Below are 13,401 nucleotides of genomic sequence, written 5' to 3'. Positions count from 1 at the left end.
GAAAGGCGTCCCCTCATAGGGATGCCTCTTTGGCACATAAACATGTAAGCGCATACAGAAATAAATTGGTAAAACTGTTCTAAATATTTTCACAGACAAGCATGAAAAAGTATATAAGATATGATATACTCATACTTGTACGAATTGAGCAGATCAATTACATGCCTCACCATATATCGTTGTTATATGTATTATTGTGCTGCAATTGCTATACAAAATTTCATATCGAAATTGAAGGAGGAACTTCATGAAACTGCGCATTGTACCTATCATGCTGACTGTCGTGATCTCAGCATCGGTCCTCTTTGGCGGTTGGTTTCTGTATCGGCAGATGGCTTTGCAGAATCCGCTCGCAACTGTTGTGTCACAATACGATGGCGTGAAAAGTTCTCATATAGATATTAAACAGGATACCGTGACTTTGAATCTTGATTTGGCTCCGAATGCGAATTTACAAGGTTTGGTTCAGCATATTAAGCAGGAAGGCAAGTCCGTGATCGGGAAGCGGGAATTGAGAATCCAGGTGGAGGACCATTCCTCGGAAGCATTGGATCAATGGTGGGAGCAAGCGATGCTGTCGGTTGCCGAAGCGATGGACAATAAGCAGTATACCGATATTCAATCATCGCTCGAGCAGCTGGCTGCCCAGTCGCCGAATTTGAAAGCAAAAGCAACGATCGATGACACCAATGTCTATGTCAGCTTGTCGGACGGCAAGTCTGGTAAATTTATAATCTTGCCGCGTCAACCTGGCAAAATGGAGGTGTGGAATCATGCCTAAATTAGCTAAAGAAATCATGTTAGGCTTCATTCCGGTTTTGTTGGTATTCCTTGTGTTTGTCGGCGTGAACATCGTGCCTCTCTTAATAGCGGCAGGACTCGTAGGCGGCTTGCTGTTTATAGCCAAGATGAAGGGCGGCATCGCGGTTGGTGCGGGAAATGAGCGAAAGCGGAAGAAGAGCGGCCCGGCCAAGCTGACGTTCGAGGAAATCGGCGGGCAGGATAACGCTAAGCAGGAGCTGCGGGAAGCATTGGATTTTCTGATTCGTCACGAGGATATCAAGAAATTCGGCATACGTCCATTGAAGGGGATTCTTCTCACAGGGCCTCCGGGAACAGGGAAGACCTTGATGGCCAAGGCCGCTGCCCATTATACCGATTCTATATTTGTCGCTGCTTCCGGCAGTGAATTCGTGGAGATGTATGTCGGCGTCGGTGCAGGGCGTATCCGGGATTTGTTCAAGGATGCCCGCAACCGCGCGGCCAAAGAAAACAAGCAAAATGCCATCATCTTCATCGATGAGATCGACGTCATCGGCGGTAAACGCGAAGGCGGCCAACAGCGAGAGTACGATCAAACGCTGAATCAGCTGCTGACCGAAATGGACGGCATCTATTCGCAGGACACGCCTCGCATTCTGGTGATCGCCGCAACGAACCGTAAAGAAATGCTGGACAGCGCGCTGCTGCGTCCAGGACGATTCGATCGCCATATTCAAGTGGATCTGCCTGATAAGAAGGGCCGGACGCATATCTTGAACCTGCATGCGGGCAATAAGCCGCTGCATCAAGATGTCGACCTGGAGAAAATAGCAGAGGAAGCCTACGGCTTCTCGGGTGCACAGCTGGAGAGCGTCATGAACGAAGCCGCCATCTATACGATGCGCGAGAACGAACAATTTATCCATCAGCGTCATCTGTCCATGGCGATTGACAAGGTCATGATGGGCGAGCGTTCCGACCGTGAATCGAATTTGGAGGAGAAAAAGCGTGTTGCCATCCACGAATTGGGACATGCTATCATGGCAGAGCTGGTGCGCCCAGGCAGCGTGAAGCAAGTCGCGCTCAGCCCGCGCGGCAAGGCGCTTGGTTATGTTCGCCATAATCCGCAGCAGGAACAGTATTTGTACACAAAAACCTTCCTGGAAGAGCAGATTATGATCGCTCTTGGCGGCGCGGCCGCCGAAGAGATCTATTACGGGGGCCGAAGCACGGGCTCCAGCAATGACTTCGAGCAGTCGCTGAACATCGTGGAGACGATGATGAAGTCGGGTCTGACGTCGCTGGGTATCGTTAACATGAACATGGTTACTACCGAAGAGCTGATGAAAGAGAACAATGTGATATTGGAAGAGCTGATGAATCGCACCAAAACTCTTTTGGAGCAGAAACGGCCGATATTCGACAATTCTCTTGACATCCTGTTGAAGGAAGAAATTCTCTCGGGAGAACAATTTCGTTGTCAATTTCGTGAAAACGCGCTTTTACCAGCATAAATTGTTATGCTGGTTATTTTTTTTTACTTTTTTGTCGTGCTAAGATATTATTATACTTTGTGCTCTAAAATGTATTTTTCGACAAATGGGGTACAATTAAAGTATAGAGATAAGGAAAGGGTGGAGTAGAAACCATGTACTTCAAAAAAATCGGCGTTGTAGGCGGCGGGACCATGGGGCAGGGCATTGCGGAGATGCTGGCAGCCAAGGGCCTTGACGTACTGCTCGTAGAGAAAACTCCAGAGAAACTGGACTATTCATACCGAATGATCGAGACCAGTCTAGATAAACAACTGGAGAAATGGGGAATTACCCAGGCAGAGAAGAAACTGATCCTGAACCGGATTCAAAAAGTAACTCATTTTGCGGAGCTTAGCACCTGCGATATGGTAATTGAGACGATCATAGAGGACTTGGATGCAAAGAAAGAAGTATTTACACAGCTGGATCAGGTTTGTCCAAGCCACGTAATATTAGCAAGTAATACATCCACGCTTAGTTTGACGGAGCTCGCCAGCTCCACCAAATATCCTGAGCGTGTTATTGGCATGCACTTCATACATCCCGTTTCCAAGGTCGACCTCGTTGAAATCATTCGCGGCTTGAAGACTTCAGATCATACGTTTAACGAAACCAAACGCTTTGTTGAGGAAGTTTCGGATAAAAAGGGCATCATGGTCTATGAATCTCCAGGTTTCGTCACCACCCGCATGATCACGCTCATGATCAACGAAGCGATGCATCTCCTGCAAGAAGGCGTAGCCTCCGCGGAAGATATCGACGACGCCATGAGAATCGGATATAACTTCCAGCACGGACCGCTGGAAATGGCCGACCGTTTCGGCCTGGATTCCATTCTCGCCGCGCTGGAGCGCATGTTCCGCGAGTACGGCGAACTGAAATACCGTCCATCGATTGTCTTGAAGAAATTGGTTCGCGCAGGACAACTGGGCGTCAAAACCGGAGAAGGCTTTTTCAAGTACGACAAGGATGGTGACCGGGTATGAATATTCTCGTAATTAATGCAGGCAGTTCTTCGCTGAAGTATCAACTGTACGATATGACGGATGAATCCGTGCTGGCCAAAGGATTGGTTGAACGGATCGGCATGGATTCCTCGATTCTGACGCATAAGCCGACAGGAAAACAGGACGTAACCGAAGTCAGCGAAATTCTGGAGCATACTACCGCGATCCGCAAAGTGCTTGGCATGCTGACAAACGAGGAGCACGGCGTGATCGATTCCATCGAAAGCATTCAGGCCGTAGGGCATCGCGTGGTGCATGGCGGGGAATCTTTTAAAGAGTCCGCTCTCGTAGACAGTGACGCCAAAGCGGAAATCCGCCGCTTGTTCGATCTGGCTCCGCTTCACAATCCGGCCTCGATGATGGGGATCAAAGCCGCAGAAACCAATATGCCTGGCGTTCCGCAGGTCGTTGTGTTTGATACGGCGTTCCATCAGACGATGCCGGAGAAATCGTACCTGTACGCTATTCCGAGAGTACTTTATAATAAGTATAAAGTACGTCGTTACGGTGCGCACGGTACTTCCCATGCCTATGTCAGCCAGGCAGCGGCAGAATTCCTGAACCGTCCGCTGGAGGATCTGAAGATCATTACCTGCCATATCGGGAACGGGGCTTCCCTCACAGCGGTAAAAGGCGGCAAGTCCATCGATACTTCCATGGGCATGACGCCGCTGGAAGGGCTCATGATGGGTACGCGCAGCGGTGATTTGGATCCTGCGATCGTGCCGTTTGTCATGAATAAGGAAGAGCTGACCGTCAACGAAGTGAACTCCATGCTGAACAAGCACAGCGGCTTGCTGGCGATTTCCGGAATCAGCAGCGATATGCGCGAGATCACGGAAGGCATGGAAAAAGGCGATCCGAACTCCACATTAGCTTTTGAAATGTACGAGTATCGTGTCCGTAAATACATCGGTTCTTATGCTGCCGCCATGAATGGCGTGGATGTCATCGTATTTACGGCGGGCGTCGGCGAGAATTCGATCGTTCTTCGTCAAAGAGTGCTTGAGCAGCTTACCTATCTCGGAGTAGAATTGGATGAGGAGCTGAACAGCATTCGATCCGGCGAGCCGCGCCGTATTTCCGCGGCGAACTCGAAGGTTGAGGTACTCGTGATCCCTACCAATGAAGAATTGGTTATCGCGCGGGATACGCATCGTATCGTTCAAGCTTCCAACCGTTAAATAGTAGTGATATAAGGGAGAGATTTATGCATGGCCACCAAAAGTGTGATTCGTAACGTCAACCAGCATGTCGGCGAGACCGTCACGATCGGCGCCTGGATCAACAACAAGCGTTCCAGCGGGAAGATTCAATTCCTGCAGCTTCGCGACGGCTCCGGCTATATCCAGGGCGTTGTAGTGAAGAGCGAAGTATCCGAACAGGTATGGGAAGACGCGAAAAGCCTGACACAAGAGAGCTCTTTATATGTGACGGGTGTTATACGTGAAGAGCCGCGGAGCCAATCGGGTTATGAGATGACGGTTACCGGCATTGAAATTATACATCTTACGGAAAACTATCCGATTACGCCTAAAGAGCACGGTGTCGATTATTTGATGGACCATCGTCATCTGTGGCTTCGTACGCAGAAACAACGTGCGATTATGGTGATCCGTGCAGAAATTATCCGCGCCGTTCAAGAGTACTTTGATACCAACGGCTTTACGCTTGTGGATCCGCCGATTTTGACTCCGACTTCTGCGGAAGGCACAACCAATCTGTTCCACACGAAATATTTTGATGAGGATGCCTATTTGACCCAAAGCGGACAGCTGTACATGGAAGCTGCTGCCATGGCCCTCGGCAAGGTATACTCCTTCGGGCCAACATTCCGCGCCGAGAAGTCCAAAACCCGCCGTCACCTCATCGAGTTCTGGATGATTGAGCCGGAGATGGCCTTCACGGACCATGAGGAGAGCCTTCAGGTGCAGGAGCAGTTCATCAGCCATGTGGTGCAATCCGTCGTTAAAAACTGCCGTCAGGAGCTTGAAACCATCGGTCGCGACATATCGAAGCTGGAGGCGATCCAGGCGCCGTTCCCGCGGATTACGTACGATGAGGCGATTGAATTCCTGCACACGCAGGATTTTGATATTCCTTGGGGCGAGGATTTCGGCGCGCCGCACGAAACGGCCATTGCCGAGAAGTATGACAAGCCGGTCTTCATTACCCATTATCCGGCGGGCATCAAGGCTTTCTACATGAAGCCGGATCCGAATCGTCCGGAGGTCGTGTTGTGCGCGGATATGATCGCGCCGGAAGGTTACGGCGAGATTATCGGAGGATCGCAGCGGATTGACGATCCACAGCTGCTCGAAGAGCGCTTCAAGGAGCATGACCTATCGATGGAAACTTATCAATGGTATATGGATTTGCGTAAATACGGCACCGTGCCTCATTCCGGATTCGGCTTAGGCCTTGAGCGTACCGTTGCGTGGATTTGCGGCTTGGATCATGTTCGTGAAACGATTCCGTTCCCACGGACCCTGTACCGGATGTACCCGTAAGCCGTGAGAGGTGAGTCCATGGACCACGGCAACGCGGAAACCGGCATGAACGGTTGGACGGCCGGCGCCGCTGCCGGCATGAGCCAAGGGATGGCGATCATTCCTTATGCCCTGCTCCGGCATTACCGGTCACTTGGTTTAAGCGATCGCGAAGCGATGCTGGTCATCCATTTGATCGGGTATCAGCAGGTGGAGTTTAAGACGTTTCCTTCGCTGGAGGAGCTTGCGGAGGTAACGGGCTCTCCTGCCGCCTTCATCGCTGCAAGCCTGCAGCGCCTGATGAAGGTAGGACTGATCGGCATTGATGAATATGTCGACGAGGGCCAGGGAATTCATTATGAGCGATACAATCTGAACGGATTGTATGAGAAGCTTGCTGCGTGCCTGGCCCAAGAGGGCAGGGACAAAAGCCCTGAAGCAGCCAAGTTTGCTTCACCTCTGTTGAATGCCCGTCCAGCTTCCGGTAAAACAGCTGCATCGGAGAAACCCGCTCCGGAGAAGGAAGAGCGGAATCTGTTCACCATTTTCGAAAAGGAATTCGGACGTCCGCTATCGCCGATGGAGCTGGAGACAATCTCCGGCTGGGTCGACGCGGACCGCTACCCGGACGAGTTGATCCTGTTAGCGCTAAAAGAGGCGGTATTTGCGGGCAAATTGCATTTCCGCTACATTGACCGGATCCTGCTCGAATGGAGCCGCAACCGGGTGCGTACCGCACAGGATGCCAAAGCCTATACGCAGAAATTCAGAAATATCGGAAGATAGCTCAGAAGCACGTCCATGAAGGACGTGCTTTTTTTGTATGTGATGGAAATATTCCATTTCCAAGAGATCTGACTCATGATGGAAAATGCGGTCTTATACGATAAATTTGCAAAATGCAGAAACTAGCTGTCCCTTTTTTCCGCTGTCATGTGTTATAAATCATGAAGGCACCTTCAGTGATGATTTGCTGATGAGAGGGGAAGGCCTAGCATGGGTGGATTAGGCCCAAAATCTTTATTACCATATCACATTGAACAGCAAAGGGAAGCTAACAAAAGAGAACATGATAGAAATCGCAGAGCGCTTTATTAACTAACGACATGTACATGTCCCAAAGGTTTTGTGAAACCTAAGCCCTTGGGACTTTCTTTATGCAGCCGGCCGGGTCCAGCGGCCGTTTCAGGTCCTGATTAGCAGGAGAACCCCTCCGGATTAGCGAATGCATATAGTTGCAGCATCGGCCGGAGGGGGAGATGGAGATGAGATACAAGGCCATTATTTTTGATCTGGACAACACGTTGCTAGACTACAGCCAGAGCGAAAAGAAATGCATGCAGCAGGCGCTGGAGTTATACCGTCTGCATGAGGATTTGACGTGGGATGAGTTCTGGGGGACATTCGGACCGATCAATTTTAATTACTGGATGAACCGAGTTCAGCATAATCACGACATTAGGCAGGTGTTGGAGCATTCCTTCACGGACACGTTCCTTGGATTGAAGCGGGAATTTAACCAGTGCCGGGAGATCTCGGAAACATACTGGGGGTTATTTTGCAGTTCTCCCCATTTGGAGCCGCATGCCGATCTTATACTGGAGCACCTGCACGGCAATTTTGCGCTCGGCGTGATCTCCAACGGCATTGGTGAAGCACAGCGCAAACGTCTTGCGGCAGGAGGCTTGTTTCATTATTTTGATTCCTTCATCATTTCGGATGAAGTAAAGTACTGGAAGCCGGATCCGCATATCTTTGAGCTTGCTTTGCAGGAATTAGCGGTTGACTCAAGCGAGGTGCTGTACATAGGGGATTCGCTTACGGATGATTATGAAGGAGCAGCGAATGCAGGAATTGACTTTTGTTATTATAATCGCCGGGGCGCCCCTTTAAGCGACCGTCATCGGCCTGCTTATACGATCAAGGATCTTATGGAGCTTAAGGATCTGACTTAGGAATCATGAAAGAAGGAGAATGATCGAATTGAAATACAAGCATATTCTATTTGATTTGGACGGAACCCTGACCGATCCGCGCGAAGGCATCACGAAAGCTGTGAGGCACGCACTCGGTCAGCAAGGGATTATCGTCAACGATCTTTCCGAGCTGGAATGTTTTATCGGTCCCCCGCTCCAGGAGACCTTCACCGAAAAGTACCATTTCAACGAGGCCGAGGCTTGGGAAGCAATTCTCAGCTATCGCGAATATTTCAAGGACACCGGTCTGTATGAAAATGAAGTATATGTCGGCATTCGCGATGTATTGGATTTACTGTTATCGCAAGGGCGACAGTTGTATGTCGCTACCTCCAAGCCTGCGGTTTTTGCGGAAACGATACTTGAGCATTTCCAGCTGTCCGCTTATTTTACCATGGTGTGCGGAAGCGAACTGGACGGCACCCGGTCCGCCAAAACCGAAATCATTCAGCATGTTCTGGATACCTGCCGCATTGATGCTTCGGAAGCCGTCATGATCGGAGATCGGATGCATGATTTAATAGGAGCACGGAATTGCGGGATACACAGCATGGCTGCAGGTTACGGCTATGGTTCGGAGGAAGAGCTGACGGCATGCCAGCCGACCTATTTCTTCAAAACGGTGGAGGAGATGCTCCGGTCGTTTGCAAGCTTAGCGGTTTAGGATCTCCTGCCGATGAGACGGAGGCTTCGATTTTTCGCCTAACATCGGTTATAATGGTCATAACCAGTCGGAATGTCATAATTTGTGAAGGGAGGGGCATGATCATGATCATGATGGGAAGATTGACGATGAGCTCTATGCAAAGTCTATATGATGAACAACGGCGGTTGTTTGCATGGAGCGATGAGAAAGTTACCGCCTGATTACCTCGCGTAGAGAGGGCCGTTTATCTATTGGACTTTGCATCCTTAAAACCTTTATTTTAATTTTAAGGAGCAGAGCTACCATGAAATATATAAACGCGGATATTATACTTCCCGAGGAATTGCTGAAAGAAGTGCAAAAATATGTACAGGGCGGGATGGTATACATCCCGAAACCCGAAGGATTGCGCAAGAAATGGGGAGAAAACTCGGTCAGCCGGGTGTATTTGAAAAAAAGAAACCTGGAAATCCGGCAGCTGTTTGCTTCGGGCACCACGATTGACCAGCTTTCTTCTCAGTATTGTTTATCCTGCGATTCCATCAAAAAAATCGTGTATACCAAAAACAAGTAAAAGCAGGTCACATTGGAACTGATTCTGATGTGGCTTTTTTCTTGTGTTTAAAAGTCATTTTAAACTAATCGTTATATAGGAAATGCAGCTGTTGAGCAATTATAATCATACAAGAACGTTCAAATCAATAGAGCAGAGGTGAGTTCATGAATGAGTTTTTTCAATTTGAAACAGAAGAACAAAGATGTGCGCTGCTCGAAAGAGCCAAAAGGGTTGCGGTATCGGCACTTCAGCAATATAACCTGAGATGGGTTGAGATTGAATTTATCGGTATTTCGGACACGATTACATATCAAGTTAGGACGAACACAGATGAAACCTGCTTGTTAAGAATTCATTCGGATCGGCGGTGCAGTAATGAAATCGACCTGGAGCTTCAATTTCTGGATGCCCTTATTACCGCAGGTATCAAAGTGCCGACAGGTATAACCACTCCAAGTGGGTTAAGATGGTTGACAATCGATACAGATCATGGATTCAAAGCACCTCTTGTCACCGTTATGAAATGGGTGGATGGTGTGCATGCGCATGAAAGACTTACAGAAGACCAGGCTTATCAGGTAGGTGTTTTGATTGCCCGACTGCATGAAGCGGCACTTGGCTTCGAAAGACCTTCTGATTGCCGGGGGCCCGTATGGGGGATAAACACTTATAGAGAAGCGCTCGCCAAGTTGGAACGATATGTGGGGACTTTTTTGTCGGAAGCCTCATTTACACTGTACCAACTCGCAGCTGAAAAGGTTATATCCCAGCTTGATCATATGAACGCTGACGATTGCAACTACGGTCTCATTCATGCCGATTTGCATTTGGGGAATCTGGTATTTGATGGGGGAATTCCTCACCCGATCGATTTTGGTAGATGTGGCTACGGTTATTTTCTTTACGATTTGGCAGCGGTAATGTTGTCACTCGTTCCGAAACAACGTTTAAAAGTGCTTCAAGGATATGAAAGCGTGCGGAAGTTGGGCTCGGATTATATTCAGTCTCTGGAATGCTTTTTCATCATGATCATGATGGAGAATTATAGTCACCATGCCTCCAATCCAAGAGAGACAGAAAGTCTGAAGAGTGAGCAAATCTATGCGCTAGCCTATATCCATGAATATTTGCGCGGGAGCGCGTTTCTGCTGAATGTGGTGGAGCCCATAGAAATAGACGAAGCACCAATCTCTAGTTGATCCGGCCATGATAGAAGGGTATCATGATATCATCATAAGCGTTACAGAACGGGAGAGAAAAGCTTGCAAGTTACGCACCGCTCAGGTGAACATATCACCTGCTTGATCATCATGATCGCCACCATCGTATGGGTTCAATGGACATCATTCCTTCTATCCGTGGCGTGGGGAATCGGACTGATCCTGTTAATATATACTTTGTTCAAGTTTATAAGAGTACGCAAGATATCGATTCAGATAAATGACACGGCCATCGTGGCGCTTATCATAGTGATAGGTTATTTGCTCTATCATTCTTCTGGTGAAATCATCAAAAATGGATTAGCGGGCCACGATGCCTGGGCGATCATCCTATCGAGGTTAAGCCTGATATTATTTGTATTACCCTTTGCGCTCGCGGCCATGTTAACGAAGAAAAAACCGCTTTATCTTGCCAAAGGCACCTGGAGGTCAACGATTTATTTTCCATGGATTTTCAAGGGCCCGCTCAAGGACCCGATCTGGCGGTTTATGCTGATATTCCTGGTTATGGTTTGTGCCGTATTTTCATTTTTTATGGACTGGGGACAGCCTGAACTCCTGGCTCTTGCCGGTTATGCCCTTTCTTTTGCGCTGATCAATGCCGTCCTTGAGGAACTGTTATGGCGGGGATACATACTTAGTCATTTTGTAAGTGGGTTTGGGGAACTGAAAGGGCTTGTCATCGCCGGAGTTACCTTTGGTTTATACCATTACCACCTCGGTTTTTCATGGCCCGTTTGCCTGTTGTTTTCCATCTTTGGTATCATGATGGGAGGCGTAGCTATTCGTTCGAAAGGATTGGCTCCCGTCATGGTCATGCATTTTGCGATGAACGTTCTATTCGTCCTTAGCGGTATGATTCTGTAACCTTCCTAAGGGCGTCGATAGACGTTCTTTTTTGTTTTGGCCGGTACGGGTAAACTAGGGGACAAGCTGTGTTGGTCTTGTTTTTAGATTCATCCATATTTTTTTTGAAAAAAGTGCAGGGGCAGCTCATAAAGCTGACGTCTATGTATTTGGGAAGGAGGGGAGAGTTATTGATGCAGAAACGTTAATTGCGCGCATCCTGCAAGGTGAGCAAGAAGCCTTTCGGGAACTGGTGAACCAATACAGCCAGCACGTGTTCCATACGGCATATTCGGTCCTGCGGGATGCCAAGGAAGCGGAGGATGCGTCGCAGGAAGTGTTCATACAAGTATACAAAGCTCTCCCCCAGTACAGATCTGAAGGTTTTAAGACCTGGATTACTCGCATCGCCTTGAACAAAGCGATTGACATGAAGAGGAAGCTTTCCCGTAAACCGCCGGAGCAGCTGCCCGGCGAACATGAAGAAGTGCTGGATAAACTCCCTTCCCGGGACGAGGATGTGGTTTCTCTGCTCATACATAAGGAGAGAAGAGAGGAACTTCGAGAGAAAATTGAAGCATTGCCGGACAATCACCGCGCCATTATTACGGCTTTTTATTTGGAAGAGAAAAACTACGAACAAATCGCAGCCGAGCTGAATGTCACGGTCAAGACGGTTGAATCGAAATTATACCGGGCCAGACAATGGATTCGGAAATCGTGGAAGGAGGAGGAGTGGAAATGAACGCCAAGGATCACGAGCTCAAGCTGCTGACCGAACGTTATGTTAGAGGGGAAGGCTCGCCCGAAGAACGAACTTCATATGAAGAGCTCATGCTAACGGATGACGTCGTGCTGGAGATCTATATGCAGGTTCTGTCGGAGCTTGATGCCGAACTTCCCGGTATGGCAGATCCGGAAGCATTTGCCGAGCAGGTGGTGGAACATGAACAGATTAAGCCATACACCCCGAAAGCACCGCTGCGGATTCAGGAACGGCCCAAGCGCTGGTACGAACGCGCCATCGTCCATTATGCCATAGCGGCGTCCATTACGATGCTGTTCCTCTTCACCGGGGCATTCGACCGGCTGCTTCCCAGTGAGATTAGCGGTCAGGTCCCTTTATCCGATACGCCTTCCTATAGTGAGCAATGGGTGGAAAAAACAACGGGCTGGCTGGACCGGCTATTAACCAGATAAGAAAAATGAAAGGAAGATGCTTAGTGCAACCGCAACGAAGTAAAGGTTTTGCCTTTATACTCAATATCCTTCCGGGTCTCGGCCATTATTACTGGGGGAGGAAGGGACGGGCGCTGTTATATCCGCTGCTGTTCTTCGGAAGCCTGTTCGGCGGGATATTGCTTGGAATCATGTCGGCTTCCGACGCAGTATTTGCGCTGGGACTTCTCGGTGCTTTAATGATCTGGGGGATCAGCATGCTCGATCTGCTCATTGCGTTGATCCGTTATACCCCCGTCACGATTATTCATGATGAATTCGGGCGGCCGATGGAGATTCGCCAGGACAAGAGCGATGAGTCCGAGCGCTTTTATACCATCCTGCTGTCCTTCATTCCCGGCCTTGGCCATTTTCAACTGGGCTTGATGCAGCGCGGGCTGTCATTCCTGATCGCCTTTTTCGGACTTGGAACGATTCTGGTGTTCCTGACGGGGTTGACTCATGAATCGGTGTTCCTGCTGTTTTTGGGCATGCTGCCGATCATATGGCTTTATTGCATGTTTGACGTGGTACAGCTGGTTCACCGCAAGCAAGCCGGGGACCTGCTCATAGACCGCACGCTGTTTGATGAGCTGGAGAGCGGCCGGGAGAGCGGGCGCCGCAGCAAAGTGTTTGCCACCTTGCTATCGGCGTTTCCCGGAGCGGGTCAAATGTATTTGGGTTTGCAAAAACGCGGACTGCAACTCATGGTTCTATTTCTTGGCAGCATCTATGTACTGGATGTGCTTAAGCTCTCGGTATTCCTGTTTTTGATCCCGTTGATCTGGTTTTATGCCTTTTTCGATGGTTTGCAGCAAGTCAGCCGCTATGGCCGGGAGCCGCTCCGGGATCGGCCGATCATCTCGGGCCTTGGAAATCAGCAGCGCTGGCTCGGGCTTGGCCTGCTCATTCTTGGCATCTATTTCGTATTTACGAGCGTAGTGATGCCTTATGTTGAAACGCTGTTTCCGGATTTGCACCTGGATTACCGGATTCGAACCTACATGAAAACCGTGATCGTAGCGGTGCTTCTCATCGGAGGAGGAATCAAGCTGATGACAGGCTCGAAGAAGGATTCACGGAGTGGAAATCGTCCATTTTATGATTCCGACAACGATTGAAATGTCTGATCATCACCTGAAAGAT

The 13,401-nt window shown here is 49.1% G+C and carries 14 protein-coding genes; all 14 read left to right on the top strand.

Annotated elements, in window-relative coordinates:
* The first annotated feature begins 247 nt into the window (after positions 1 to 247).
* The 14 genes from AC3RCL_RS19135 to AC3RCL_RS19070 all read left to right on the top strand — a co-directional run bounded on the left by AC3RCL_RS19135 (position 248) and on the right by AC3RCL_RS19070 (position 13,376).
* Complete coding sequence (locus AC3RCL_RS19135) at positions 248 to 781, top strand: hypothetical protein (RefSeq protein ID WP_492531385.1); 534 nt, start codon at positions 248 to 250, stop codon at positions 779 to 781.
* The gene (locus tag AC3RCL_RS19130; protein ID WP_015734565.1) at positions 774 to 2,276 is read left to right on the top strand and encodes an AAA family ATPase; all 1,503 of its coding nucleotides are present in this window, start codon (positions 774 to 776) and stop codon (positions 2,274 to 2,276) included. The genes AC3RCL_RS19135 and AC3RCL_RS19130 overlap by 8 nt, the downstream gene beginning before the upstream one ends.
* A 134-nt stretch (positions 2,277 to 2,410) precedes the next feature.
* Positions 2,411 to 3,283: a 3-hydroxyacyl-CoA dehydrogenase family protein gene (locus AC3RCL_RS19125; RefSeq protein WP_036665598.1), complete on the top strand. Its 873-nt coding sequence runs from the start codon at positions 2,411 to 2,413 to the stop codon at positions 3,281 to 3,283.
* On the top strand, positions 3,280 to 4,488 hold the full coding sequence (locus AC3RCL_RS19120; RefSeq protein ID WP_015734567.1) for an acetate/propionate family kinase: 1,209 nt from the start codon (positions 3,280 to 3,282) through the stop codon (positions 4,486 to 4,488). Before AC3RCL_RS19125 ends, AC3RCL_RS19120 begins: the two co-directional genes overlap by 4 nt.
* Before the next feature lie 30 nt (positions 4,489 to 4,518).
* Complete coding sequence (gene asnS / locus AC3RCL_RS19115) at positions 4,519 to 5,814, top strand: asparagine--tRNA ligase (protein ID WP_009595170.1); 1,296 nt, start codon at positions 4,519 to 4,521, stop codon at positions 5,812 to 5,814.
* 18 nt (positions 5,815 to 5,832) lie between these two features.
* The gene (locus AC3RCL_RS19110) at positions 5,833 to 6,579 is read left to right on the top strand and encodes a DnaD domain-containing protein (RefSeq protein ID WP_213577796.1); all 747 of its coding nucleotides are present in this window, start codon (positions 5,833 to 5,835) and stop codon (positions 6,577 to 6,579) included.
* 479 nt (positions 6,580 to 7,058) lie between these two features.
* Positions 7,059 to 7,748 (top strand): HAD family hydrolase, encoded by a 690-nt coding sequence (locus AC3RCL_RS19105; protein ID WP_249732679.1) that lies wholly within the window; start codon positions 7,059 to 7,061, stop codon positions 7,746 to 7,748.
* Between the two features lie 19 nt (positions 7,749 to 7,767).
* Positions 7,768 to 8,433: an HAD family hydrolase gene (locus AC3RCL_RS19100; protein WP_492531380.1), complete on the top strand. Its 666-nt coding sequence runs from the start codon at positions 7,768 to 7,770 to the stop codon at positions 8,431 to 8,433.
* Positions 8,434 to 8,719: 286 nt separating this feature from the next.
* Complete coding sequence (locus AC3RCL_RS19095; protein WP_492531378.1) at positions 8,720 to 8,989, top strand: CD3324 family protein; 270 nt, start codon at positions 8,720 to 8,722, stop codon at positions 8,987 to 8,989.
* A gap of 146 nt (positions 8,990 to 9,135) precedes the next feature.
* Positions 9,136 to 10,170, top strand: coding sequence for a phosphotransferase enzyme family protein (locus AC3RCL_RS19090; RefSeq protein WP_492531376.1), 1,035 nt, complete (start codon positions 9,136 to 9,138; stop codon positions 10,168 to 10,170).
* Between the two features lie 63 nt (positions 10,171 to 10,233).
* On the top strand, positions 10,234 to 11,058 hold the full coding sequence (locus tag AC3RCL_RS19085) for a CPBP family intramembrane glutamic endopeptidase (protein ID WP_492531374.1): 825 nt from the start codon (positions 10,234 to 10,236) through the stop codon (positions 11,056 to 11,058).
* Positions 11,059 to 11,290: 232 nt separating this feature from the next.
* Positions 11,291 to 11,782 carry an RNA polymerase sigma factor gene (locus tag AC3RCL_RS19080; RefSeq protein ID WP_255250451.1) on the top strand — a complete coding sequence of 164 codons (492 nt, stop codon included), beginning with the start codon at positions 11,291 to 11,293 and terminating at the stop codon, positions 11,780 to 11,782.
* Positions 11,779 to 12,237 carry a hypothetical protein gene (locus tag AC3RCL_RS19075; protein ID WP_492531372.1) on the top strand — a complete coding sequence of 153 codons (459 nt, stop codon included), beginning with the start codon at positions 11,779 to 11,781 and terminating at the stop codon, positions 12,235 to 12,237. The genes AC3RCL_RS19080 and AC3RCL_RS19075 overlap by 4 nt, the downstream gene beginning before the upstream one ends.
* Before the next feature lie 23 nt (positions 12,238 to 12,260).
* Positions 12,261 to 13,376, top strand: coding sequence for a hypothetical protein (locus AC3RCL_RS19070; protein WP_096773308.1), 1,116 nt, complete (start codon positions 12,261 to 12,263; stop codon positions 13,374 to 13,376).
* The last annotated feature ends 25 nt before the right edge of the window (positions 13,377 to 13,401 follow it).

Source organism: Paenibacillus sp. MT86 (genome assembly GCF_058792535.1).
This window is presented reverse-complemented; position numbering and strand designations above follow the sequence as displayed.